Source organism: Corynebacterium massiliense DSM 45435, assembly GCF_028609805.1.
GTDB classification, from domain to species: Bacteria; Actinomycetota; Actinomycetes; order Mycobacteriales; family Mycobacteriaceae; genus Corynebacterium; species Corynebacterium massiliense.
The window spans coordinates 2,081,417-2,107,184 of sequence record NZ_CP063189.1 but is presented as its reverse complement, the minus strand read 5'-3'; the positions used below and the strand labels follow the sequence as shown (position 1 = coordinate 2,107,184).

Annotated in this window: 17 protein-coding genes and 1 pseudogene; 8 read left to right on the top strand and 10 right to left on the bottom strand. The window is 66.1% G+C overall.

Annotated features, from left to right (window positions below):
- Positions 1-48: 48 nt before the first annotated feature.
- The 4 genes from CMASS_RS09695 (at position 49) to CMASS_RS09680 (ending at position 9,331) form a co-directional block, all read left to right on the top strand.
- Positions 49-987, top strand: a complete 939-nt coding sequence (locus tag CMASS_RS09695) for a cutinase family protein (RefSeq protein WP_022863517.1) — start codon at positions 49-51, stop codon at positions 985-987.
- A 112-nt stretch (positions 988-1,099) separates the two neighbouring features.
- On the top strand, positions 1,100-2,932 hold the full coding sequence (locus CMASS_RS09690; RefSeq protein ID WP_022863518.1) for a FadD32-like long-chain-fatty-acid--AMP ligase: 1,833 nt from the start codon (positions 1,100-1,102) through the stop codon (positions 2,930-2,932).
- Between the two features lie 83 nt (positions 2,933-3,015).
- Entirely contained in the window at positions 3,016-7,812 is a 4,797-nt protein-coding gene (locus CMASS_RS09685) for a type I polyketide synthase (protein ID WP_022863519.1), read from the top strand.
- Positions 7,784-9,331, top strand: a complete 1,548-nt coding sequence (locus CMASS_RS09680) for an acyl-CoA carboxylase subunit beta (protein WP_022863520.1) — start codon at positions 7,784-7,786, stop codon at positions 9,329-9,331. Before CMASS_RS09685 ends, CMASS_RS09680 begins: the two co-directional genes overlap by 29 nt.
- A gap of 183 nt (positions 9,332-9,514) precedes the next feature.
- Here CMASS_RS09680 and CMASS_RS09675 read toward each other — a convergent pair whose 3' ends face one another.
- The 5 genes from CMASS_RS09675 to trmB are packed head-to-tail and all read right to left on the bottom strand — an operon-like array spanning position 9,515 to position 14,504.
- The gene (locus CMASS_RS09675; protein WP_022863522.1) at positions 9,515-9,871 is read right to left on the bottom strand and encodes a DUF3054 domain-containing protein; all 357 of its coding nucleotides are present in this window, start codon (positions 9,869-9,871) and stop codon (positions 9,515-9,517) included.
- On the bottom strand, positions 9,868-10,908 hold the full coding sequence (locus CMASS_RS09670) for a lysylphosphatidylglycerol synthase transmembrane domain-containing protein (protein WP_022863523.1): 1,041 nt from the start codon (positions 10,906-10,908) through the stop codon (positions 9,868-9,870). The genes CMASS_RS09675 and CMASS_RS09670 overlap by 4 nt, the downstream gene beginning before the upstream one ends.
- Positions 10,909-10,910: 2 nt before the next feature.
- Positions 10,911-13,133 carry an MMPL family transporter gene (locus CMASS_RS09665; protein WP_022863524.1) on the bottom strand — a complete coding sequence of 741 codons (2,223 nt, stop codon included), beginning with the start codon at positions 13,131-13,133 and terminating at the stop codon, positions 10,911-10,913.
- An 18-nt stretch (positions 13,134-13,151) separates the two neighbouring features.
- Positions 13,152-13,745 carry an NYN domain-containing protein gene (locus CMASS_RS09660; RefSeq protein WP_022863525.1) on the bottom strand — a complete coding sequence of 198 codons (594 nt, stop codon included), beginning with the start codon at positions 13,743-13,745 and terminating at the stop codon, positions 13,152-13,154.
- Positions 13,746-14,504, bottom strand: coding sequence for a tRNA (guanosine(46)-N7)-methyltransferase TrmB (trmB, locus tag CMASS_RS09655; protein WP_022863526.1), 759 nt, complete (start codon positions 14,502-14,504; stop codon positions 13,746-13,748).
- Positions 14,505-14,792: 288 nt separating this feature from the next.
- Here trmB and CMASS_RS09650 point away from each other — a divergent pair, with 288 nt between their 5' ends.
- Complete coding sequence (locus CMASS_RS09650) at positions 14,793-16,622, top strand: phosphoenolpyruvate carboxykinase (GTP) (RefSeq protein WP_022863527.1); 1,830 nt, start codon at positions 14,793-14,795, stop codon at positions 16,620-16,622.
- A 298-nt stretch (positions 16,623-16,920) separates the two neighbouring features.
- On the top strand, positions 16,921-18,126 hold the full coding sequence (locus CMASS_RS09645; protein WP_273665902.1) for an HNH endonuclease signature motif containing protein: 1,206 nt from the start codon (positions 16,921-16,923) through the stop codon (positions 18,124-18,126).
- A gap of 366 nt (positions 18,127-18,492) precedes the next feature.
- On the opposite strand, the gene CMASS_RS09640 is transcribed toward CMASS_RS09645, so the two are convergent.
- Positions 18,493-19,518, bottom strand: a complete 1,026-nt coding sequence (locus CMASS_RS09640) for an LppP/LprE family lipoprotein (RefSeq protein WP_022863000.1) — start codon at positions 19,516-19,518, stop codon at positions 18,493-18,495.
- Positions 19,519-19,566: 48 nt separating this feature from the next.
- The gene (locus tag CMASS_RS09635; RefSeq protein ID WP_022863001.1) at positions 19,567-20,334 is read right to left on the bottom strand and encodes a class I SAM-dependent methyltransferase; all 768 of its coding nucleotides are present in this window, start codon (positions 20,332-20,334) and stop codon (positions 19,567-19,569) included.
- A gap of 24 nt (positions 20,335-20,358) precedes the next feature.
- Here CMASS_RS09635 and CMASS_RS09630 point away from each other — a divergent pair, with 24 nt between their 5' ends.
- The gene (locus CMASS_RS09630; RefSeq protein ID WP_022863002.1) at positions 20,359-21,456 is read left to right on the top strand and encodes a glycosyltransferase family 4 protein; all 1,098 of its coding nucleotides are present in this window, start codon (positions 20,359-20,361) and stop codon (positions 21,454-21,456) included.
- Positions 21,457-21,532: 76 nt separating this feature from the next.
- Here the strand turns inward: CMASS_RS09630 and CMASS_RS10350 are convergent.
- A pseudogene (locus tag CMASS_RS10350) lies at positions 21,533-22,843 on the bottom strand (MmpA family trehalose lipid delivery protein); the annotation flags it as partial.
- Positions 22,840-23,883: a porin PorA family protein gene (locus CMASS_RS09625; RefSeq protein WP_027018660.1), complete on the bottom strand. Its 1,044-nt coding sequence runs from the start codon at positions 23,881-23,883 to the stop codon at positions 22,840-22,842. The pseudogene CMASS_RS10350 and the gene CMASS_RS09625, both read right to left, overlap by 4 nt.
- Positions 23,884-23,941: 58 nt before the next feature.
- Here CMASS_RS09625 and CMASS_RS09620 point away from each other — a divergent pair, with 58 nt between their 5' ends.
- Positions 23,942-25,021: an acyltransferase family protein gene (locus CMASS_RS09620; protein ID WP_022863004.1), complete on the top strand. Its 1,080-nt coding sequence runs from the start codon at positions 23,942-23,944 to the stop codon at positions 25,019-25,021.
- A gap of 138 nt (positions 25,022-25,159) precedes the next feature.
- On the opposite strand, the gene CMASS_RS09615 is transcribed toward CMASS_RS09620, so the two are convergent.
- Complete coding sequence (locus tag CMASS_RS09615; protein ID WP_051126844.1) at positions 25,160-25,549, bottom strand: DUF559 domain-containing protein; 390 nt, start codon at positions 25,547-25,549, stop codon at positions 25,160-25,162.
- Positions 25,550-25,768: the final 219 nt, after the last annotated feature.

The window sequence follows — 25,768 nt, the reverse complement described above, 5'->3', positions numbered from 1 at the left end:
GGTTTCTGTTAGGAACCAGACAGTAAGGTGCGCTAAAACAACATCACTATGAAAAAGTTTCTCACGGCGCTGGCCGCCATCCTCGTCATCCTGGTCATCGGCGGCGGGGCGGTCCATTTCTTCCAGACCCGCAACGCGGCCGATGTCGTCCCCGGCACGGGAGACAACGAGGCCGGGCCCAACCCGGGCGATAACCCGGCGGTCAACCAGCCGGACGATTGCCCGCGAGTCGAGGTGCTTTCGGCGCCGGGCACGTGGGAGTCGAAGGCGGACGACGATCCGCTCAACCCGACTGCGAACCCGAAGTCGTTCATGCTGTCCATCACCAAGCCGCTGCAGGCGGAGTACCCGGCCGACGACGTGAAGGTGTGGACGCTGCCGTACACCGCGCAGTTTAAGAACATCAACTCCCGCGAGGAGATGTCCTACGACGAATCGCGCGACGAGGGCACGTCCAAGCTGGAGGGCGAGCTGCGCCAGATGCACGAGCGCTGCCCGGGCACCAAGTTCATCCTCACCGGTTTCTCCCAAGGCGCGGTGCTCACCGGTGACGTGGCGGATCGCATCGGCACGGGCAACGGCCCGGTGCCGGCGGACTCCGTGGCGGGTGTTGCCGTCATCGCCGACGGCCGCCGTGAAAACGGCGTGGGCATCAACCCGGGCAACGAGCTGGGCGGCATCGGCGCCGAGATCGCCCTGCAGCCGGTGTCCAACCTGGTGCAGCCGATCGTTCCGGGTGCGACCATGCGCGGCAAGCGCCCCGGCGGATTCGGCGAGCTGGCCGACCGCACCTTCGAAATCTGCGCACCGGATGATTCGGTCTGTGATGCGCCGCTCGACGTGTCCAACGGGCTCGACCGCGCCCGCGGGCTCATCGAGGCCAACGGCGTGCACGCCCTGTACGCCACCAACGACAACGTCATCCCCGGAACGACCGCGAACCAGTGGGTCGTCGATTGGGCGCGGGACACCATCAACGGGATCTAGTTCGGCCAGGGGCGTAACACGCGGCCGGCGATCTCTGATAGTTTCAGTAGCAAAATAAACCCCACGCCCACAATCGTTTACCCACACACACTGCAAAAAGGGGAGAAAAGGTATGGATTTGAACGCTGCGCTCGGCCGGTTCGTCAACGATCAGGGAGAGATCGTGGTGGATGACCGGCTGACCCTCGCCGGCCTTGCCGAGCTGCTCTTCCAGCGCAGCGTCGCCGCCGACCCGAAAGCGGCCCAGCGCACCGCTATTCGCTTCTGGGATTACTCGGCCGCCGGGGAGCGCCGCGACGTCACCCGCGGCGAGATCAATACGCGGATTAAGGCCGTGGCCGCGCGCCTGCAGCAGGTCGGCGCCGTGGGGGACCGAGTGGCCATCCTCGCCGGCAATAGCCCGGAGTACCTTTACGGTTTCCTCGGCGCGCTGTACGCGGGCATGGTGCCCATCCCGCTCTACGATCCGCGCGAGCCGGGGCATGCCGATCACCTCCGGTCGGTCTTTGCTGACGCCCAGCCGCGCATCGTGGTGACCAACCGCGCGTCCGCCGCTGCGGTGCGCAGCCACTTTGCCGCGCTGCCGGGGCGCGAGCGCCCGCGCGTCATCGCGGTCGACGCCCTGCCCGACGCCGTCGCCGCGACCTACCAGCCGCCACAACCTCCCGAGGGCGCGTCCACCGCCCCCGTGGATCTCCCCGCGTTCCTGCAGTACACCTCCGGGTCCACCCGCGCGCCCGCCGGCGTCATCCTGACCAACCGGTCGATCATGGTCAACGTGCTGCAGATCTTCTTGAGCGCGCACTTTTCCGGCACCCCGCGCCTGATTTCCTGGCTGCCGCTGCACCACGACATGGGTATCATCCTGGCCGTCTTCATGGTCATCCTCGGCTACGAGCTGGAGATCATGTCCCCGCGCGATTTCGTGCAGCAGCCGTCGCGTTGGATGCAGCAGATGGGCACCAAGCCGGAGGACAGCACCGCGGAGGTCACTTTCTCCGTCGCGCCGAACTTCGCGCTCGAGCTGGCGGTCCGCTACGGACAGACCGACGACATCGATCTCTCCGACGTCGAGGGAATCATCCTAGGCTCCGAGCCCATCACGGAAACCGCCCTGGAGAAGTTTGCCGCCGCCTTCGGCCCGCGCGGTCTGGACCGCAAGGCGCTGCGCCCGTCCTACGGCCTGGCGGAGGCCTCCCTTTTGGTCACCACTCCGCAGACGGATAAGCGGCCCATCGTCACGCACTTCGACCGCGCCGCCCTCGAGCGCGGCGAGGCTAAGCCGACCCAGCCGTCGGCGGATTCCGTCGCGTTTACCTCCAACGGTGAGATTGTTCGCGGCCAGTACGGCACGATTGTGGATCCGGATTCCCGTGCGGAGCTGGGCGAGGACCGCATCGGTGAGCTGGTCGTGTGCGGCGACAACATGGCGGCCGGCTACCTGAACCGCCCGGAGGAAACCGCCGCGACCTTCCGCGCCGCGGTCAGCGATCGCCTCACCACAGGCTCCCGCATCGACGCCGCGCCTGTCGATGCCCACTGGATGTCCACCGGTGACCTCGCCGCGATCATCGACGGGCAGGTCTACATCACCGGCCGGCTCAAGGACCTCATCGTCATCGCGGGCCGCAATCACTACCCGCAGGACATTGAGGGGACGGTCGCGGAGGCATCGGCACGCGTACGCACCGACTCCATCGCCGCCTTCGCCGTCGAGGGCGACGACACCGAGTCCCTGGTCATCCTCGCTGAGCGTGCCGATGGCACCGCCGCGGACGACGCCGCCGACGCCGAGGCCACCGCCGCCATCCGGCAGGCGGTCGCCTCCCACCATGGCGTGACGCCGGCGGACATCGCGTGGTTCGCCGCCGGGGAGATCGCCCGCACCTCGTCGGGCAAGATCGCGCGCCGCGTGGCCAAGAGGAACTACCTCGCGGCCAAGTAGCGTGCCCGCGTTAACGCGCGCGTAGGGTAGAGACGATTTACCTGATGAAAATTATTTCCTAGTTGTATAAAGGCATTCCTTCTATGACCGTGGACCAACTGCGCGAGTGGCTGCGCGCTTGGGTGGGTAACACCGCCGGCCTGGACGCTTCGGAGATCTCGGACGAGGCCCCGTTGGAAAGCTTCGGGCTCTCTTCCCGTGACGCCGTGGTGTTGTCCGGCGAGCTGGAAAACCTCCTGGGCACCCGTCTGGATGCGACGGTGGCGTACGAGTACCCGACCATCGCCAAGCTGGCGGAACACCTCGCCGGGGCGGGCGCGCAGGAACCCCAGCGCGACCGCCGCGACTACCAGCCGCGGCGGACCGATACCCACGAGGACATCGCGGTCGTCGGTTTCGCCGGCCGGTTCCCGGGCGCGGATTCGGCCAGCGCATTCTGGGACATGCTCGTGGCAGGCGAGACCGCCACGGGCGAGCCGCCGGAGGGCCGCTGGAGCGAGTACGCCGGCGACCCGGTCATGACGCAGAAGATGGCCGAACAGAACCTCGCGGGGGGCTACCTCGACGACATCGCCGGCTTCGACGCCGAGTTTTTCGGCCTGTCCCCGCTCGAGGCGCAGAACATGGACCCGCAGCAGCGCATCGTGCTGGAACTGGCCTGGCAGGCGCTGGAGGATGCCCACCTGCCGGCCAACGAGCTGCGCGGCACGTCCACGGGCGTGTACCTCGGCTCGTCCAACAACGATTACGGCATGCTCATTAGCGCCGATCCGGCCGCCGCGCACCCGTATGCCCTGACCGGCACGTCGTCGGCCGTGGTGGCCAACCGCGTGTCCTACGCCTTCGACTTCCGCGGCCCGTCGGTGCAGGTAGATACCGCATGCTCCTCGTCGCTCGTGGCGGTCCACCAGGCTGTGCGCGGCCTGCGCAGCGGCGAGGCGGACGTGGCGCTGGCCGGCGGCGTGAACATCATGGCGTCGCCGTTTGTCTCTACCGCCTTCGGCGAACTCGGCGTCATCAGCCCGACCGGGGCCATCCACGCGTTCTCGGACGACGCGGACGGCTTCGTGCGTGCCGATGCCGCCGGCCTCGTCGTGCTCAAGCGCCTTTCCGACGCGGTGGCCGACGGCGACGACATCCGCGCCGTGATCAAGGGCACGGCCATCAACTCCGACGGCCACTCCAACGGCCTGACCGCCCCGAACCCGGAGGCACAGGTCGACGTGCTGCGCCGCGCGTACGCGGACGCCGGCATCGACCCGCGCGAGGTGGACTACGTCGAGGCCCATGGCACCGGCACCATCCTGGGCGATCCCATCGAGGTCTCCGCCCTGGGCGAGGTGCTCGGCGCGGGCCGCGCCGCGGAGAACCCGACCCTGCTCGGCTCCGCCAAGTCCAACATTGGCCACTCTGAGTCCGCCGCCGGCGCGGTCGCGCTCATCAAGGTGCTTGAGGCGATCGCGCACGACACCCTGCCGCCGTCGGTGAACTTCGCCGCGCCCAACCGCTACATCGACTTCGACGCCGAGCACCTCGAGGTCATCGAGGATCCGCGCGAGTGGCCCGAGTACTCCGGCCGCAAGGTCGCGGGCATCTCCGGCTTCGGCTTCGGCGGCACCAACGCGCACATCGTGGTGACGGACTACCGTGCGGACGATACGGCAACGGACCCCGAGCTCGCCGTGGGCGATGGCGCCCCCGTGGCGCTGCCCGTCTCCGGCCTGCTGCCGTCGCGCCGGCGCAAGGCGGCGGAGGACCTGGCGGATTTCATCGACAAGCAGGAGCTTGACGATGTCCAGCTGGTCGACCTCGCCCGCTCGCTTGCCCGCCGCAACCACGGCCGCACCCGCGCGGTGGTGACCGCGACGAACGCCGCCGACGCCGTCAAGCGCCTGCGCCAGGTGGCCGAGGGTAAGACCTCCGTCGGCATCGCCGCAGCCGATGCGCCGTCGACTGCCGGCCCCGTCTTCGTGTACTCCGGCTTCGGCTCGCAGCACCGCAAGATGGCCAAGGACCTGGTGGAGGTCTCGCCGTTTTTCGCCCGTCGTCTGGAAGAGCTGGACGAGACGGTCAAGTTCGAGGCCGGCTGGTCTGTCCTCGACATCGTCCACGACGATTCCCAGACCTACGACACCGAGACCGCCCAGGTGGCGATTACCGCCATCCAAATCGCGCTCACCGATCTGCTCGCCCACTTCGGCGTGCGCCCGGCCGCGGTTCAGGGCATGTCCATGGGTGAAATCGCCGCCGCCTACGCTGCTGGTGGTATCGGCGCTGAGGATGCGCTGGTCATTGCCACGCACCGCGCCCGCCTCATGGGCGAGGGCGAGACCATGCTGCCCGAGGAGCAGCAGGGCGCGATGGCCGTCGTCGAACTCGCCGCGGCCGAGGTGGAAGCACTCGACGGCGATATCGAGCCGGCCGTCTACACCGCGCCGGGCATGACCACTGTGGGCGGCCCGCGCCAGCAGGTGCTGGACCTGGTTGAGCGCCTCGAGGGCGAGGGCAAGTTTGCCCGCGCGCTCAACGTCAAGGGCGCCGGCCACACCAGCGCGGTCGACCCGCTGCAGGGCGAGCTGGCCGCCGAGATTGCGGGCATCACCCCGCGGCCGCTGCACACGCGCCTGTACAGCACGGTGGAGCAGGCCCGCATCTTCGAGCCGGGCGAGACCGTCCACGACACCGACTACTGGCTGCGCATGACCCGCGGCTCGGTGTACTTCCAGGACGCGACCGAGCAGGCGTTTGCACATGGCCACACCACCCTGGTGGAGATCGCTCCGAACCCGGTGGCGCTCATGGGCATGATGAGCACCGCCTTCGCGGTGGGCAAGGCCGACGCGCAGCTGCTCTACGCGTTAAAGCGCAAGGTGGATCCCACCGAGTCGCTCATGGATCTGCTGGCCAAGCTCTACGTTGCCGGCCAGCCGGTGGACTTCTCCCGCGTCTTCGGCCGCGGGAACATGCTGTCCGCCCCGGGCGTGACGTTCAACCGCCAGCGCCTGTGGACTGAGGCCCGCCCGGCCTCCGGTCACACCGGCCTGCCGGGCGCGAAGGTCACTCTGCCGAACGGCACGCACGCCTTTTCCACCACGGCGGACCAGGCGCCGTCCGCGCACGCGCTGCTCGAGTCGGCGGCTGCGGCCATCGACAGTGCGGCGCAGGTGGCGGTGGCCAAGGAGCACGCGCCCCTGCCGAAGCAGGGCGAGGTCACCACGACCGTCACCACCTCGCTGGGCGGGCTGCACCTGACGGTGTACTCGGTGGCCGAGGACATGCGCGTTATCGCCGAGGGCTTCGCCCCGGCCGCGCAGGGACAACCTGACGTGGCACCCGCCGCCCCGCTGACCACCGCGAGCGAGCTGAAACCCGTAGCCAACTCCGAGTCGGAGCCCGATTCCGCGGACACCTTCCGCTGGGATCCGGAAAAGGAGTCGGTGGAGGAGCGCCTGGCGATGATCGTCTCCGAGTCCATGGGCTACGACGTCTCCGACCTCCCGCGCGAGCTGCCGCTTATCGATCTCGGCCTGGATTCCCTCATGGGCATGCGGATCAAGAACCGCGTGGAAAACGACTTCCAGATCCCGCCGCTGGACGTGCAGGCGTTGCGCGACGCGTCGCTTGCCGATGTCATCACGATGGTCCAGCACGCCGTGGAGGCGAAGGAGACCGGCGAGCCCGAACCGGGTCTGACTCACACCGCCGGGGTGACCGAAAACGGCACCGCGCCGAACCTGGAGGAGCCGGACGCGGAGCTAAACACCGTAGAGTCGACCGATAGTCCGCAGGGCGTCGGCGTCGCCCCGCGCGACGCCTCCGAGCGCATGGTCTTTGGCACGTGGGCGACGTTCACCGGCGCCGCGGCGGCTGGTGTGACGAGCGCGCTGCCGGAAATTAGCGACGAGGTCGCCGCGCAGATCGCGGAGCGCCTGACCGAACGCGCCGGCATCGAGGTCACCGCGGCGCAGGTGCGCGAGGCGCGCACCCTCGAGCCGCTGGCCAACCTCGTGCGCGAAGGGCTGGAGACCGCCGTGGAGGGCAACATCCGCGTGCTCCGGGAGGCGGACGGCCCCGCCGTCTTCATGTTCCACCCGGCCGGCGGTACGAGCGTGGTCTACCAGCCGCTGGCCCGCCGCCTGCCCAAGGACGTGGCGGTCTACGGCGTGGAGCGCCTCGAAGGCTCCCTGGAAGAGCGCGCCGCGGCGTACGTCGACGACATCAAGGACTACGCCCGCGGCCGCAAGGTCGTCCTCGGCGGCTGGTCCTTCGGCGGCGCGCTGGCTTACGAGGTCGCCCGCCTGCTGCAGGACACCGAAGCCGAGGTGGCGTTCATCGCGTTGCTCGACACCACGCAGCCCTCCGAGCCTGCGCCGGACACCATGGAGGAGACGAAGGCGCGCTGGGAGCGCTACGCCGCGTTCGCCGAAAAGACGTACGGCCTTGACTTCCCAGTGCCCTACGAGCTTTTGGAAACGGCCGGCGAAGAAGCGCTCATCGAGATGCTGCAGAACTTCCTGGCCACCACGGACGCCTCCGAGCACGGCCTGTCCGCGGGCATCCTGGAGCACCAGCGCGCCTCGTTTGTGGATAACCACATCCTGGGCCAGCTGGACTTCGAACGCTGGCGGGGCATGGACATCCCCGTGCTGCTGTTCCGCTCGGAGCGGATGCACGACGGCGCGCTTGAGCTGGAGCCGCGCTACGCGCACATTGATCCCGATGGTGGTTGGTCCGCTATCGTGGACGATCTCAAGATCGTGCAGGTCCCCGGCGATCACCTGGCCGTGCCGGATGAGCCGGCGATTGGCATCGTGGGCAAGTGGGTAAACGAGTGGATCGAGGAGAAGATTCGTGGCAACAACGGCGGACAAGCTAGCTGATCTCCGGGCCCGCTTGGACAAGGCCCGGGATCCGGGCAGCGAACGCGCGCGCAAGAAGCGTGACGATGCCGGCCGCTCCACCCCGCGCCAGCGCATCGATGCGCTGCTCGACGAGGGCTCTTTCGTGGAGACTGGCGCGCTGGGCAAAACCCCGGGCGATCCGGATGCCATTTACTCCGACGGCGTGGTGACCGGCTACGGCCGCATCAACGGCCGCCCGGTGTGCATCTACGCGCACGACAAGACCGTCTACGGCGGCTCGGTGGGCGTGACCTTCGGCAAGAAGGTCACCGGCGTGATGGACATGGCCATCAAGATCGGCTGCCCGGTGATCGGCATCCAGGACTCGGGCGGCGCCCGCATCCAAGACGCGGTGACGTCGCTGGCGATGTATTCCGAGATCGCCCGCCGCCAGATGCCGCTGTCGGGGCGCAGCCCGCAGATCTCCATCATGATGGGCAAGTCCGCCGGCGGCGCCGTGTACGCGCCGGTGACCACGGACTTCGTCATCGCGGTCGACGAAGAGGCCGAGATGTACGTCACCGGCCCGAACGTGATCAAGGAGGTCACGGGCGAGGAGGTTACCTCCGCGGAGCTGGGCAGCGCGCGCCAGCAGGAGCTCAACGGCAACGTCTCCGCCGTCGTGGCCAGCGAGGACGACGCCTTCGATGTCGTCCGCGATCTCCTCGACCATCTGCCGCTGACCTGTTTCGACCCCGCCCCGCTTGCCGATGCCCCCTCCGACGCCGACGTCGCCGACGACGCCGACCTCGACGAGTTCATGCCGGACGACACGAACGCCGGCTACGACATGCTGGACCTGCTGACCCAGTTGGGCGATGACGACGAGCTCATCGAGCTGCAGGAAAACTTTGCGCCCAACATGATCACCGCATTCGGGCGTATCGATGGCAAGGCCGTGGGGTTCGTGGCCAACAACCCACTGCACCTAGCCGGCTGCATCGACGCCGACGCCGCGGATAAGGGCGCGCGGTTCATCCGCATCTGCGACGCCTACAACATCCCGCTCATCTTCGTGGTGGACACCCCGGGTTACCTCCCCGGCGTGGAGCAGGAGAAGGTGGGCCTTATTCACCGTGGCGCGAAGTTCGCGTTTTCCGTGGTGGAGGCGACCGTGCCGAAGATCTCGCTCATCGTGCGCAAGGCTTACGGCGGCGCCTACGCGGTCATGGGGTCGAAGAACCTGTCGGGCGACATCAACTTGGCGTGGCCGTCGGCGCAGATCGCCGTCATGGGCTCGGCCGCTGCCGCGGTGATGATCGCCGGCCGGCAGCTGGACGCCGCGCCCACCCCGGAGGCCCGCGAGATGCAGAAGAAGATGTTCATGGACTTCTACGACGAGACCATGACCTCGCCGTACGTTGCGGCCGAGCGCGGGTACCTCGACGCGATGATCCGCCCGGGCGAGTCCCGCCTCGCCCTCCGCCAGGCGCTGCGCCAGCTGGAGGGGAAGAACACCTCGGATCTGCCGAAGAAGCACCCCATCGCTCCGATGTAACTTCCGTGTAACATTCAGGCGGGGTTCCGGCGATAAGCAGGTGGAACCTCGACCTAACTGAAGCACAAGGAGAATATCGTGAGCACCGTCATTGACCTCTTCGGCGACATCGCTAACTACATCTACGTCCTGATCCAGCAGCTCCAGCAGGGCATCGGCCCGCAGCTGCCGACCTTCTAAAACCTAGCGACGGCGCACTAGCGCCGCGATGGCGCGCCACCCGAACAGGAAGAGCGCCGACATCACCGTCGCGACGATGAGGAAGCTCCAGTGCGGGAACTTCGAGTTCACTACCGCCCAGATGAGCATGCCGCCGAGGATGGTGGTCACCCAGATCGTCGCGCCTTCCTTCCAGCGGTTGCGGATCCCGGTCCCCAGCACGATGCCCCAGCCGACAAGGGCCGCCAACGCCCACGGCCAAAACGTGTGGAGGACCGCTGGGAGGGTCACCCCGCCGTGCGCCATGCGAGCAGCAACGGAAAACAGCAGCAGCGCCACGAGGTCTACAAGCGGGGTCAGGGGAGAACGCGTGTCAGTCATACGGAACCAGTGTCCTTTCGTTTGAGGTTGAGAGTGGAGAAGGTCATCCCCTTCCGGGCGTAGTGCCAGAAGTAGACCACCCAGCCGTTGAGCGTCATGAGCGCGAACGAGATGAGCCGGTACACAAACGCGGCGCTAGTCGCGTCCACCGCGGTCATGCCGCAGGCCACGAGCGTGGCGATGATCGCCGCCTCCACCGTGCCCAAGCCCGCCGGCGTGACCTGGGCGGAGCCGGCCAGCTTGGCGGTGATGAACGCGAGCGCCACGCCGGCGAGCGTGGTGTGATCGTCGCTGGCGCTTAGCCACGGGATCTCGCCAGTCACCGCCCACACACATGCCCACAGCGCCGCCATGTCGGCCACACGGTGGAGGAGCGAATACGCTGCCGCGGAAATGAAAGCCGGCCGGCTCAAGTGCACCTCGCGGAGGTTGCGCACGTGCGCGATGAGCCCGTCGCGCTTATCCCCCAGCCACTTCTGGCGCGCCACGACGCGCTCGATGGTGCGCGGGTGGCTGGTCACCCAGAACACCGCCCAGGCCACACTGAGCGTGACCGTCAGCGAAAGCAGCAAGGACCACATGGACATGTCCGCGTTGAGGAAGAGCACCGCGGCCAGTCCAATGAGCACCATCCACATCGTGGATAGTGCCGACGACAGAACTAAAAACCAGCCGCACAGCACCGTCGGCGCGCCCCATTGGCGCTGCACGTGGAACGTCAGCACCGCGGAAAACGCCGGCCCGGCCGGAAGAGTCGTGGACAACGCGTTCGACGCCAGCGTGATGGCGGTCGTTTCCTTCGGTGAGACCCGCACGTCGCCAGCGCCGAGCAACAACCGCATCACTTCGGCCATCGCCGCCAACGAGGTCAGCGAGGCGAGGATCACCACGCCCACCGGCAGCGGGCTGGTGTGGCGCAGCCGCCGGAACCCCTCGGTCAAAAAGTCCAGCTCGTCGCGGAAGACGAAACCCAAAACGACGAGGATGGCCAGCGTCATTTCCCACTGGAACCAGCGATTGTGCAGGATCTTTCGCATGGCTAATGCTCGTCCTTGAGGCGGTGCATGAGGTCGTTGAAGGGGACCAGGGAAGCATCTTCCGTGCTCGACCGGCCGCTGCGGCTGGAACCGGGCTCCACGACGCCCGCCTCGTCTGCCGCATAGGTTTCCTGCGCGCGCCCACTGAGCGCCTCCGAGGCCCGCTGCACGAACCGCGGCGCCCACCAGTTATCGGCACGCAGCAGGTGCATCACGGCGGGGACGAGCAGCATGCGCACGACGGTGGCATCGATAAGCAGGGCGAAGATCATGCCGAAGGCGATGTACTTCATCATCACGATGTCGGAGAAGCCGAACGCGCCGGCGACCACGATCATGATGAGCGCCGCGGCGGTGATAATCCCGCCGGTGTGCGCGGTGCCCGCGGCGATGGCCTCGTCGGTGTCCGCGCCCTGCTTGCGGGCCTCCACCATGCGCGAGACCAAGAAGACCTCGTAGTCGGTGGACAGGCCGTAGATGATGGCCACGATGAGCACGAGGATCGGGCTCATCAGCGGGCCCGGCGTGAAGTTCAATAGGCCGGCGCCCACGCCGCCGACGAACATCGCGGTGAGGATGCCCAGGGTGGTGCCCAGCGAGAGCATCGTCATCACGATCGCCTTTGCCGGCAGCACAACGGACCCGAACACGAGCGCCATGAGCAGGAACGTCGCCACGATGATGTAGGCGAACATCCACGGCAGGCGGTGGAAGAGCGCGTCGAGGGATTCGACCTCCATTGCGGGCGTCCCGCCCACGTAGAGGTTCACGCCCTCCGGCGCCTCGATGTCCTCGAGCTCGTGGACGATGCGCGCGTAGTCGGCGCGGTCCTGAATGCCCGCCGAGAGCACCGTCGTGCCGTTTTCGGTGGGCGTTGCCGGCCGCATGGGTTCGGTCAGGCCCTCGATGTCGCGGACGTCCAAGTAGACATCGGCAAGCTGCTGATTGTCCGCGCCCTCCACGAGGAGCTTGACCGGCTCGGTGCGGAAGGCCGGGAACGTCTCGTTGAACTCGTCCTGGGCCTGCCGCGTCTCGTGGTTGGGCGGGAGGTAGCCCTCGTTGATGCCGCCGAAGGAGACGCTCACCAGTGGAATGGTCAGCGCAATCAGTAAGCCGCACACGCCAAAAGTGATGAGTTTGGCGTGCCGCATCGCCCGCGCCGGGATCTTGAACCACCAGGTCTCCTCGAGCCGGCGGCCCTTCCGCGAGGTGCGGCGCAGCGACCACTTATCGATGCCCCGGCCCAGCAGCCCGAACAGCGACGGCAGCACCGTCACCGACAGCAGCGCGGCCAAACCGACCGCGGAGATGGATCCGTAGGCGACGGATTTCAAAAACGCCTGCGGGAACAGGAATAGCCCGGAGAGGGCGACGGCGACCATGCCGGCGGAAAACACCACGGTCTGCCCGGCCGTGGCGGTCGTGGTGGCCACGGCGTCCTCGGTGGATTTGCCCTTGTCCAGCTCCTCGCGGAAACGCGAGACCATGAACAAGCCGTAGTCGATGGCCAGCCCCAGGCCGAGCAGAGTGACTACCGCCTGCGCGAACACGTTGACCTGCAGGAAACCGGCAAGCACGGAGAGGATACCCAGCGAGCCGAGGATGGACAGCCCGCCGACGATAAGCGGCATGAACGCGGCGACCACGGATCCGAAAACGATGAGCAGGAGCAGCCCCACCAGAGGCAGGGCGGCCTTCTCCGCGCGCGAGATGTCGTTGGCCATGCCCTCGTCGAGCGCGTCGGCCACGGCGGTGGCGCCGGCGATCTGGACCGGTACGTCGGCGGACTTCAGGTCGTCTTCCACCGCGCGGAAGTCTTTGAGCGTTTGCTCCCCGTCGCCCTTCAGTCCGATGGCGGCGAACGCGGTGGAATGGTCCTTGTTCACCATGTTCGGGTTCCGGGTGTCGAAGTAGCTGGTGACGTGGTCGATCTCGTCCGGGTGCTCACTCTTGAGCTGCGCCAGGTACTGCTTCGCAGCGTCGAAGTGCTCGTCCGGGTCGCTGAACAAGACGATGACGTCGCCGTTGTTGTCGCGGCCGAACGTGTCTTCCTCGATCCGCGCCGCGCTTGTCGATGCCGCGTGTGGGTCATCCCAGCCCTCCTGGCTCATGCGGTCTTCGAGCTGCGTGCCGAAGACGCCGAAGAGCGCCAGGATGGCGAGCACGATCACGATCGGGATGACCCGCCGGTGCCGATAGGAAAAGCGTCCCCACTTAAAGAACATGGCCGTCGCCTCCTTTGACTAGTCGTCGACGAGCGCGGAAATCGAACGGAACGGCTGCAACCACGCGCCCTCATCGGGCAGGTCGTCGAGGCTCACGCGCGGCAGCGGCTCGCGGAACGTGCCGGGAATGTCCTCCAGGTCGACGAAGTCGATGTGGTCTGCGCCGACGGCCCAGGAGGCGTGCTCATGGAAGCCGAGGACGGTGACGGGGATGCCGTCGTCGACCAGTTCGTCGATGAGGTCGTGGAAGTTCTGCCCGTCGGCGGACGCGATGGCCACGCCGGCGAGATCCTCGCGGCGCAGGTTGATGTGGTCGATCATGTCCGGATCGACGTCGGAGTCGTCGCTCAACTTCGGCTTGGCAAACACCGCGAAGCCGACGTTGCGGATCGCTTCCACCCAGGGGCGGATGACGTCTGCGCCGCCTGGGGCGACGTTGGTGAACACGGTCGCTTCCGGCTCGGCGCCGAACGAGCGCGCCTCGTAGACCAGCCAGCGGCCGATGGCATCGAAACGCGGGCGGTACACGGCGGTCGGGCGGCCGCCCAGGATCGCGCCGAGCCCCATGTCCATGTTCGGGGCGTCCCAGATGAGCAGGTAGGTGCCGGCCATTTAGATCTTCTCCCACAGGTACTCGGTGATGGTGTGTTCTTTGTCCAGGCCCTTGCCCTCGAACTTGGTGATGACCTGGCGGTCCGTCAGCTGCGGGCACTCCGGCCACGGCCAGGGGTGGAAACGCAGGGAAGGCTCGGCATCGACAAGCTCAGTGATCCACTCGGCGTAGTCGGCGTGGTCGGTGGCCACGTGCAGGACCCCGCCCTTCTTCAGGCGGCTGGCAAACAGGTTGAGCGTGCCGGACTGGATGATGCGGCGTTTGTGGTGGCGCGCCTTGGGCCAGGGGTCGGGGAAAAACACGCGGATGCCGTCGAGCGACTCGGGCGGGAACATGCGGTAGATGACCTCGACGCCGTCGCCGCGGATCATGCGGATGTTGTCGATGTCCTCGCGCACCACCTGGCCGAGCAGCTTGGCCAGCCCCGGCTTGTACAACTCCACGGCGATGATGTTCGTGTCCGCCTCGAGCGGAGCCATCGCGGCGGTGGAGGTGCCGGTGCCCGATCCGATCTCCACGATGGTGGGGTGGCCGGAGCGGCCGAACCACGTGTCGATGTCCACGGGGGCATCGGCAAGCTGCATGCCCAGGCGCGGCCAATGCTCGTTGAACAAGGCCTCCTGGTTGTCGGTGAGGGTGCCGCGGCGGAAGGTCACGTTGCCCAGCCGCGGGTAGTCGAGCTCGTTGCCGAAGACCTCGCGGAAGTCGGTCTGGGGCGGGCGGCCGCCGGAATTATGGGAACTATCAGCGCTATTCATCCCGCACTATTGTTCCCTGTACGCCGTGGAGAGGCAATTAGCCGCGCCCATACCCCTGTTTGGGGGAGACATATACCTCTTTAGTGCGAAATATGGCTGGTGCGCATGTGGTTTTCCGCCCCGGCGGGTGCCTCGCATGGCCAAAGCGGGAGGAAAATACTATGAAACGGCCCCCGAGGCGATACTCTAGGGGTGCAATCGCCTGCCAGTGCGGGCACTGAGGGCAGTGGTGTGTCATCGCTGCCCGTGTTTCTTTTAGCGGACCGGCTCTTGACTAGGAGATTTATAATGACCACCCCGATTAAGGGTCTCGTTGGCGAACTGCCGACTGACAACGACAAGCTGATTTCGTGGATCAACGAAGCGGTCGACCTACTCGAACCCGACCAGGTGGTTTTCGTCGACGGCTCCCAGGAGGAAGCGGATCGCCTCGCCGCTGAACTGGTGGAAAAGGGCACCCTCATCAAGCTCAACGAGGAAAAGCGCCCGAACTCCTTCCTCGCGCGTTCCAACCCGGCCGACGTCGCCCGCGTGGAGTCGCGCACCTTTATTTGCTCGGAGAACGAAGAGGACGCCGGCCCGACCAACAACTGGGCGCCGCCGCAGGCCATGCGCGAGGAGATGACCGATGCGTTCCGCGGCGCGATGCACGGGCGCACCATGTTCGTCGTGCCGTTCTGCATGGGCCCGATTAATGATCCGGAGCCGAAGCTCGGCGTGCAGCTCACCGACTCGGCGTACGTCGTGCTGTCCATGCGCATCATGACCCGCATGGGCGCGCAGGCGCTGGAGAAGATCGGCACCAACGGCGACTTCGTCCACGCCATCCATTCCGTCGGCGCTCCGCTTGCCGATGGCGAGCAGGACGTCGCCTGGCCCTGCAACGACACGAAGTACATCACGCACTTCCCGGACACCAAGGAGATCTGGTCCTACGGCTCCGGTTACGGCGGAAACGCCATCCTGGCCAAGAAGTGCTACGCGCTGCGCATCGCCTCGGTCATGGCCCAGGAGGAGGGCTGGATGGCTGAGCACATGCTCATCCTCAAGCTGACCTCCCCGGAGGGCAAGACCTACCACGTCACCGGCGCCTTCCCGTCCGCGTGCGGCAAGACCAACCTCGCGATGATCACCCCGACGCTCGAGGGCTGGACCGCCGAGGTCGTCGGCGACGACATCGCCTGGCTGCACCTGCGTGAAGACGGCCTCTACGCCGTCAACCCGGAGAACGGCTTCTTCGGCGTCGCGCCGGGCACGAACTACGCGTCCAACCCGAATGCCATGAAGTCCATGGAGCCGGGCAATACCCTGTTCACCAACGTCGCGCTGACTGACGATGGCGACGTCTGGTGGGAGGGCATGGACGGCGAGAAGCCGGACCACCTCATCGATTGGCAGGGTGAGGACTGGACCCCGGATTCCTCCACAAAGGCGGCGCATCCGAATTCGCGCTACTGCGTGCCGATCTCGCAGTGCCCGTCCGCCGCGCCGGAGTTCGATGACTGGAAGGGCGTGAAGATTGACGCCATCCTGTTCGGCGGGCGCCGCCCGTCCACCGTGCCGCTGGTGACCCAGGCCTTCGACTGGAACCACGGCACCCTCATCGGCGCCCTGCTCGCCTCCGGACAGACCGCCGCTTCGGCCGAGGCCAAGGTCGGCGCCCTGCGCCACGACCCGATGGCCATGCTCCCGTTCATGGGCTACAACGCCGGCGATTACCTGCAGCACTGGATCGACATGGGCGAAAAGGGCGGCGACCGCATGCCGTCCATCTTCCTGGTCAACTGGTTCCGCAAGGACGATGACGGCAAGATGCTGTGGCCGGGCTTCGGTGAGAACTCCCGTGTGCTCAAGTGGATCACCGAGCGCATCGAGGGCAAGGTCGACGCCGAGAAAACCGTCGTGGGCAACACCGCTCGCGCCGAGGACATGGATCTGTCCGGCCTCGACATCGACATTGAGGACGTTCGCCAGGCCCTGCACGTTGAGCCGTCCGAGTGGGCAGCCGACATGGAGGACAACGCCGAGTACCTCGCGTTCCTTGGCTCCCGCGTGCCGCAGGAGGTCCACGACCAGTTCAACGCGCTGAAGTCGCGCGTCGAGGAAGCGGATAAGTAGCTTCTCACTCTTTGGGCTTTAAGGCCCCAGCTGCGCACATGGTGTGTGTGGCTGGGGTCTTTTCGTGTTTTGCGGATTGCGTGACGGCGGTGTGTAACGAAACGAATACGTGTTCGAGGTGGGGGTTGACTTCGGTTTCCGGCCCGCTATGGTGGGTGGTGTGTAGAACACGTTAGCGAATACTTTTCGGGGGAGGGGCCCAATGGGTCCGTATTACACGGTGTCCACACCAGGAAACGACATAGCCACAACCGCGACACAACTACGCCAGTTCGAATACCAACTGCACTGTGAGTGTTTGCCGGATCCAGACGATGATTTCGATCTGGCCTGCACCCGCCTGGCCGGGTTGACGGGAAAATCACCAACCCGGGTGGCCAATATCTTCATGGCACTGTTCCGCCTGGATGAGCTACCCGGCCTGCGGGAGGTGCATGAGCGGTTGTTCCACCTGGATTTCTCCCGCCTGATCGTTATCGACCAGGTGTTGTGCAAACTCGGCACTCCAGATGAGGAAGCACTAGCGCGTATCGATGCCGCCCTAGTCAAGTATTTGACCCCCACCCGGGCGGGCCAAGTACTGCCGTCGGTGCGCAACTTACGCCGCAAACTCAACGCCTTAGTCGCTGCCGAAGACCCAGAACTTGCCGACGCGGTAAGCACAGAGGCAGAAAAGGAAGCTGAGAAACGTCGGAAGCGTAAAGGCCGGTATGACTGGTCGAGTCTTCCCGGCGGGGTGGGGTGTATCAGTGTTGAATACGACACGGAGACTGCCGCCCAGATCAATGGGGTGATCCGCCGGGTTGCCGACGAGTACGGGGTCAGCGCTTCGGAAGCGTTCGCGATGTTGGTGCTGACTGATATCAACCGGGATGTGGATGTGACACTGAATGTGTTTCAGGCGGCGGATCTTGCGCATGCGCCGGTGTTTGTCGAAGGTACTGGCTGGACCGACGCCGAAACAGGTGCCGAGCTTGCCGGGAAAGCATCCCGGCGTAAAGACATGAATGCGGCCGCCTGGATGGAAAGCACAAACTACTCCACCCCGGACAGGTTGAAGGCGTATCTCAATGGCAGGGATGGTACCTGCCGGTATCCGGGGTGTTGCCTGCCGGCGTATCGGTGTCAGAAGGATCATTGTGTGGATTTTGCGGACGGTGGGCCGACGGCAGCGTGGAATCTGGTGAATCTGTGCCAGCATCACCACAACATCAAAACCGACAAACGCGCCCGCTACATCCTCGACCCAGCCACAGGGGATGTGGTGTGGCTATTTACCGACGGCACCTGGCAGACCACCACCGCCGCTGGCCCGCTAGCACCAGAGACCTGCAACTGGCTGCAAACCGTCGACCAAGCCATTGCCACCCGCCGGGCCAACGCCCGCGAACGCGCCCTCAACACCAACCCAGAACCCGACACCCCCGACACCGAACCAACTAACTCCAACACCCACCCCGACACCGAACCCGACCGCGACTATGAAGAGGAGCCGCCGTTCTAACCACCCATCACGAGCCGATGTACTTATAAAGTCCACGGTCCACAAGGGACGACGGCGAACCAGTCTGCGGTGGCGGAATCGCTGGGGCCGGCAGCATTTTGAGGCATTCGGGCGGGTCGACTGGGTACTGATAGGAAGGCTCGGTCTTCCCAGCACGGGTCGCTGAAGTCACCAGCAGAGTTCAGCGAGCGCGCATTGCCGCGCTCGGGTTTGGCATTGAGCGCAGACCCCGCGGCTTCTGAAGGGGCCTGGCCAGGCGGGACAAGCACCGAATCCAGAATATGGATGTAGTGGTTATCGCAGGCCGGCGTAGAAATTTGCAAGATGCCGTGGTCGGTACGAGCCGGATTCCCCGGGGTCAGCCGCCTATGTCGGCGGGACATCACCGGACATTTGGACCTTCTGGGCGCCTTCATCCCAGGTGAAGGTAGCGAAGGCTTCCCCAGACGATGCGGGTCCCGATTCACCGGGCAGCGGGTACTTGTAGGTGGCGCTGATGGTGTCGTCGGACACAGTGGAGATGTTGCTGGTCTTGTACCCCTTCGCTGTGGCAGTACCGAGGTAGTCGCCGTGGTGGAACAGCATGATGTGAACCGGGGACGAACCGGTTGCGCCCTCGACAGGCACGACAATGTAGCTCAACGCGGCGCAGGGGTCGTACTCACCGGTGCCCGCGTATTCGAGGGACGGGACCACGCCCGGGACGCCGAAGTCCAATCCCGGTGCCCAGCGGCTGACTGCCTCGCTTGCCGATGCCCCGCAGGTTTCAGCGTCCTTTTTCGTGTCTTCGTCCTTTGTCGAGCTGCACTTGGTGACGTTCTCGCGGATGGCGTCAGGCATTCCGTCGGCATCCAGCTTGGCGGGGTCGAAGCAGTCGTATCCAGACTGCGGGGCCTTACCGTCCCATGGGTACCTCGCCCAAGAGTTGCTATCCCAACGAAGCACTACCGTGTCGTCGGTCTGGGGAACGCCGGCATAGAGCCACTCGCCGTCGCACTCCATGACGCTGGTGTACCGCTCCCAGCCGTCTTTGGCTAAGAAGTCGGCAGAGCAGCGATCGGAGGCGGCTTCGTCTTCTTTGCTGTTTTTGTCTTTTTTGTTCTCGTCGGTTTTCGGCTTCTCCGATTCCGACTTCTCTGCGGTCGACGTGACTGCGGCCGACTTGGCGTCGTTGTCTTTGTCGTCGCTTCCCATCAAGGTGTAGGCGAGCCAGCCAAGACCGGCAAGGAGGATGAGGCCGAGGATCACCGCGATGATGATCGGCCAGGGCGACTTGCCAGACGGCTGGGGCGCGGGTTCCTGGGGTTCGTACTGCTGTTGTGAGTACTGCTGTTGTGAGTACTGCGCGTTTGCCCACTGGGGATCGGGCGAGTGAGGGGAATAGTTGTTCATAGCGCAGACATTATCCGAATGGCGGCATAGTCGCTGGCAATGACCTTGTTATTTTCTGGGCTTAGGTTGTTTTTTCAGCACGACCACGAGGTTGGACACGGCGAACTCGCGAACGCCCGGCACCTTCACCAGCCACCATGCCCAGCTGGGGTGGTAGCGCGGGAAGGCGGCTGTGAGGTGCGCGTTCTTCTGTCGGCGGGCCCAGCGGAGGCCGGCGGTGCAGGAGACATCGAAAAGCGACTGCCCGAACACGTTCTTCGGCGGATGCCCGTGGCGGCGTGAGTAGCGGTCCCTGGCGAATTCGCCGCCCACATAGTGCTGCCACAGGCCGGTCTCGTGGCCGCCGAACGGCCCGAGCCACACGGTGTAACTGAGGATGACGAGACCACCCGGCCGCGTCACCCGAAGCATTTCGTCACCCATGGCCTCCCAGTTGGGGATGTGCTCGGCCACGTTGGAGGAATACGTGATGTTGAAGGTGGCGTCGGCGAAGGGGAGACGGGTGCCATCGCCACGCACGGCGCGCGCAAGCTGGATGCCGGCCGCCGACATCTCGCCGGCGTCGGGCTCGACACCGAAGTAGTCGGCACCGCGGCGGGCGAACGCGTCGGCGAAATAGCCCGGGCCGCCGCCGACGTCGAGGACGCGGGAGCCGGGGAGGGTGACGTCGAGGTCGGTGGCAAGCGCGTTGACCAACCCCGCAGTGTCCTCGGCCAGTCCGCCGTAGAAAACATCCGGCCGGGTCTGCTCAAAGCGGAAGGAACGCAGCAGCTTCCAGGAGCGGCGGAGGGTGGCGAACGTCCGGGTAGAGTCCATGCCACGCTAGGCTAATACCTCGCGATGAAAATTCTCCTATTGTGCTGGCGCGATTCCACGCACCCGCAGGGCGGCGGCTCCGAGCGCTACCTTGAGCGGGTTGGCGAGTACCTCGCCGCCCAAGGCCACGAGGTGGTCTTCCGCACCGCGAAGCACATGAACGCCGCCCGCTGCGACGTCCGCGAAGGCGTGGCGTATTCCCGCGGCGGCGGGAAGTACGGCGTGTACCCGCGCGCGTGGCTCGCCATCCTTGCAGGGAGGTTGGGGCTAGGTTCCCTGCGCGGCATCGACGCGGTGGTGGACACCCAAAACGGCATCCCCTTCTTCGCCCGCCTCATCGCCGGGCGGCCGACGGTGCTACTAACGCATCACTGCCACCGGGAGCAGTGGCCGGTGGCGGGGCCGGTCATCGGCAGGCTTGGCTGGTTCCTAGAGTCGCAGGTCGCGCCCCGTGTGTACCGCGGCGCGCCGTACGTGACGGTGTCGGAAGCTTCGCGGGAGGACCTGCACGGGCTGGGCATTCGGGGTGTCGAGATCATCGAAAATGGCCTCGATCCCGTCCCGGACCACGTCCCGCGCCTGGACCGGGAGGCAGACGTTCACCTGCTGACCCTGTCGCGCCTGGTGCCGCACAAGCAGATCGAGCACGCCATGGACACCGTCGCGCGGCTGCCCGAGGCTGTCCTCGACGTCGTGGGCACCGGCTGGTGGGAAAGCCAGCTGCGCGAGTACGCGACCCGCCGCGGGGTGGCCGACCGGGTGGCCTTCCACGGCCAGGTCAGCGAGGTGTACAAGCACGCCCTGCTGGCGCGTGCCGATGCCCACTTGATGCCCTCGCGCAAAGAAGGCTGGGGCCTTGCCGTCATGGAGGCCGCCCAGCACGGTGTGCCCACCGTCGGGTATTCCTTCGGCCTGCGCGACTCGGTCATCGACGGCGAAACCGGGCTATTGGCAGATAACGAGCCCGGGTTCCACGCCGCGGTGCAGGAGCTTATCTGTGACCCCGCCCGCCGCCGCGCCCTCGGTTCCGCGGCGCGCGATCTCGCGTCCCACTACTCGTGGCAGAAGACCGGCCGGCGCTTCGAAGAGCTGCTGCGCGAGCTACAAGACCCGCGGGGATAAGCAGCCACCCGGCGGTGAGTGCCCAGGGCACCGGCGTCGGCGGGGCATCGGTCTGCGCGACGACCTGATCGTTTTCCACCACCGCGCCGATGCCGAGATCCTCTAACGCTTTCAGGTCTCCGCGCCCCCAGGCGGCGTGGGCGGCTAACCACCGCGGGGCCGGGTCGTCGACGCGCTCGCCATCGACGACGAGCTCGCCCGACTCCACCGCGCCCACCGCCTTGGAGTAGGGATCGACGGAGACGGTGTCATCGATACGCACGAGCGGGCCGCGGTCCGCGAAGTAGACGTCTTTCCCGGCCAGCTCTCGGACTAGCGCCTCGTTGATGACTGGCTTTTTGCTGGGGGTAAGCGCCTGCAGCGCCCAGGGCGCGTCGGGGACGAGCAGGGCGGCGGTGACGAGACCGGCCCAGGCGGTCTGTCCCCGCAGCGTGCCGAGCGCCGCCACGTACAACGGGATGGCCAGCGCCACCAGCTTGTGGCTATCGCGGATAAGGCCCGCGCCGGGGACCGCGCGGAGGAGTTGCGCGATGAGCTCCGGGGCGAGCCACGCGACGAGGGGGACGACCACACCGATCGCCGCAAGCGCGCCCAGCGCCGCGAGGGTGCGTCGCGGCAGGCGCGTCGTGCCCGCGACGACGAGCGGTGCCAACAGGAAGCCGAAAAGTGCGAAGCCGGCCGCCCGCGAGGCAGGGACCGCCGCCGCGTTCCAGATACCGCCCAAGCCGGCGAGCGTGCCGAGCGTGCCCGTGAACGCCTCCGCCCGCGGCGCGAACGCGGTGGCCGACGCCGCGGCGTGCATGCTTGCGCCCGGGTGGAGCAGGCCGGGAACGAGCCACGGCAGGCAGAGCAGCGTGCCGATGCCGAAAGTAGCCACTCGCCTTCCCCTGACTGTGAGCGTGCCCGTGGCCAGGGCGAAAAGCCCACCGGTCGGGGTAATCGCCGCACCGCACATGCAGAGCCAGGCGGTGCGATGCTTGTCCGCCACCGCAATGGCCGGCAGCAGCCACGCCGCCACCGCCAGCGACCACTGGCCTTGCAGGAGCCGCTCGACCACGAAGGGGTTGATGACGGCGAGGACCATCGCCGCGCAGGTGCCCACGGGCGTGTGGCCGAACCGGTAGCCCGCCCACGCGGCGGCGCTGGCGGCGCCAACAATCAGGGCTCGGGCAAGAACGCCTCCGAGGCCCACCAGTCCCGCGATGGCCAGCAGCCCATCTTGCGGCGAATTGCGGGCCGGCAAGTCCCCGCCGCCGAAGTTCGCCGCGGTCCAGCCCGGCGCGTCCAGGATCACCATGTCGCGCCAGACGAACTCGCCGGGTAAAAAGAACGGCCACGTCACCGCGGCGACGAGCAGGGCGCCTAAAAGGAGGTAGCGCTTTCTCATCTATCAGACCGGCGGTAGTACACCCAGGCCGCGCTGGCCAGCAGCACGACGGCCGCAGTTTTGCCCAGCCAGCCGATGACCGCCAGGGTCTTCACAAAGTTCACCGTCCTCGCCACTCGGTCCAGCGCCGCGGTGCGTGAGTCCTCCGACCAGGTCAGGTGGGCGGAAAAGACGGGGCGGTTGGAGCGGGCATCGGCAAGCGCGGCGTCGTCGAAGCCCGCCACCTGCTGCCGATCGGTGGCCAGGACCACGTCGATGTCCTCATCCATGTTCACGATGAGGCCCGTGGTCGGCTCGACCCAGAAGGTGCGGGCGACCGTGTAATACGGCTCGAGGGCCACCGTCGTATCGGCGGGGTAGTCGTAGCGTTCGCGCTCGGTCGCGGAGTAGAAATCCTTCGCCGGGCCGGAGACGTGCAGGGGCTTATTCAGCGTCTCGTTGAGCGGGTGCGCCTCGATGGTCTGGCGGAACATGTAGGTGGGCACCCCGTTGAGGCGCTCGGTGCCGGTGAAGTCCGCCGGCTCCGAGGTCTGCGCCACCGAGTCGTAGTACGGGTAGCTGCGCTGCTCGGTCTCCGAGGGGAAGAAATACTGCATGCCCTCGCGCTCGAAGGCCGCGTGCTCGGTGGTGCCCCACGGGGTGCGCAGCGTCTCCGAGGACGTGGGGCCCGCCTGCGGGTAGACCGACTCGCGGTTGAGGTTCGTCTCGGATTCCAGGCTGGCGAACTCGCGGTGGTCCAGCTCCGTGCGCGTTTCCGACTGCACCTTGGCGACGGAATCGACGTCCGTTTTCGCCGTGCGCGTGTGCCGGGTGCTCTCGAAGTGCTGCTTGGCGATGTTCTCCCGCCACGGCCGCCCATCTTTGTCCTCCGCAACGGTCACGTCGGTCGGGTCGGTGGCGACCGTGAAGTCTTCCTTCGTGGACAGCGGCCGGGCGCGGTTTTCAAAGATCGGCGGGACGAGTGCGCCGAGCAGTCCCACGATGGCGGCGGCGATAATGAGCCACCGGACGGTGCGGTCGGAGGGAAGAAAACGAGCCATTTACAGTAGTATGTCCAGTCACGCGCGAGCTTGCAGGAGTTGCAGGAGGGGGAAGGATATGGCAGACACCTTACCGCAGCACCTCCCCGCCCTCGACGGCCTGCGGGCGTTAGCCGCGATGGGTGTCGTGGTCACCCACGTGTCCTTCCAGACCCGCACCGGCTGGTCGTTTGCCGAGCGCTTCGACTACTTCGTCGCCGTCTTCTTCGCGTTGAGTGCCTTTGTGCTGTGGCGCCGGCGCGGGTGGCACACTGCCGGTGGCTACTATTTGAGTCGCGCCGGGCGCATCCTGCCTGCGTACTGGGTGTGCGTGGTGGCGGTGATTTTGCTGTTTCCCGATGCCCGCTCCATGACCTGGACGCAGGTCCTAGCGAATCTCACGTCCACGCAGGTGTTTGTTGTCGATGGCCTGGCGCCGGGGCTGACCCACCTGTGGTCGCTGTGCGCGGAGATCGCCTTCTATATCTGTTTGCCGCTTCTGGTCCTTGTGCTGGGCAGGTTTCGGTTTTGGCCGCGGGTGGTGCTCATCGCGGGTGCGGGGCTTGTGTCGCTCGGGTGGGCGTGGCTGCCTTTTGTGCGGGCGTTTGAGGAGGACTCGTCTGGCGTCAACAGCCAGATCTGGCCGCCCGCCTACTTCCTGTGGTTCGCGGTGGGCATGCTCGCCGCCGAGTTCGAAGGCCGCGTGCCGCGCCTGCGCTCCCTCTTTCACCACCGCTGGCTGTGGCTGGTGCTCGCCGCGTTCTTCATGTGGCTGGGCAGTCGCGAGTGGTTTGGGCCGCAGGGGCTTATTCACCCGTCGGCGGGTGAGTTCGCCCGGCGCGTGGCCGTCGGCGGGGCTTTCGCGTTCTGCGTGGTGGTGCCGTACGCGCTGGCGCCCCAGGCGCGCTTTTTGGAATCGCCCGTGATGCAGGCGCTCGGCCGCTGGTCGTACGGCATTTTTCTCTGGCACGTCGCGGTGCTGGGGTTGTGCTTCCCGCTGCTGGACATCCCAGTCTTTTCGGGCAACCACGTCGACTTCTTCGTCATTCTGCTGGCGACTTTGACTCTGACCATCCCGCTCGCTGCCGCGAGCTACGTGCTTGTCGAGGAACCCGCGCGCCGCGCCGTCCGCCGCCTCCGCCGTCCCGCCTCCGTCTAACTTCCTCCGCGTGGAATCACCCATTGCCTGTTTCTGGTAATTAGGCACCCCGTCATGCGAGGTTTTGAACCCTTACGATCCAAAAATGGGCGACACGCGACCGCTATCCCCCAATCGTTCTAACCGGCCGAGGCACGGTTAAGAAAACGGAGTGAACCACTCGTCAGACTGCTTAAACATGGGGTGCCATTTCCACACACCCTGGTGGCCGCGAACGTTTTCATCGATCGTCGCTTTGCTGGGTTTACAGCCGCGTGCAACTGAGCGGATCTGATCCGTGATGTGCTCGGGCACGTTTTTCACGCACATCGCCGGGTACCTAAAGACGAGGTACCCGCGGGCCGTAGCGTCATTACTCTTCCACCGGTCACGAGCGAAGGTGTGGTGGTTTTCCGCTCTTCCTTGGTGGACTTCAAAACCATCTACTTCGATCGCGATTCGGTGTTTGGGGAGGACAATGTCCCAAAAGTAGTCTCCGATCTTGACATTGCTGTGCACGGCAAATCCCTCACCGCGCAGCCGCTTCACCAGTGCTCGTTCGGGTGCACTATCGGCGCCTATCGCTGCGGCGGAGATGAAATTTTGAGCCTTCGCACTAAGACGCCGCCCAGCGCACGATCTTTCCAACTTCTCTTGTCCATTTCTGCCTGAAAACCACCAGTCAAGAAAGCGAATGGCTAGAGAGTCGGTCTCACAATGGGTGAGCAGATCTGGGATGGGCGGGTAGTGCGCGCCGTTTAGGTGCCA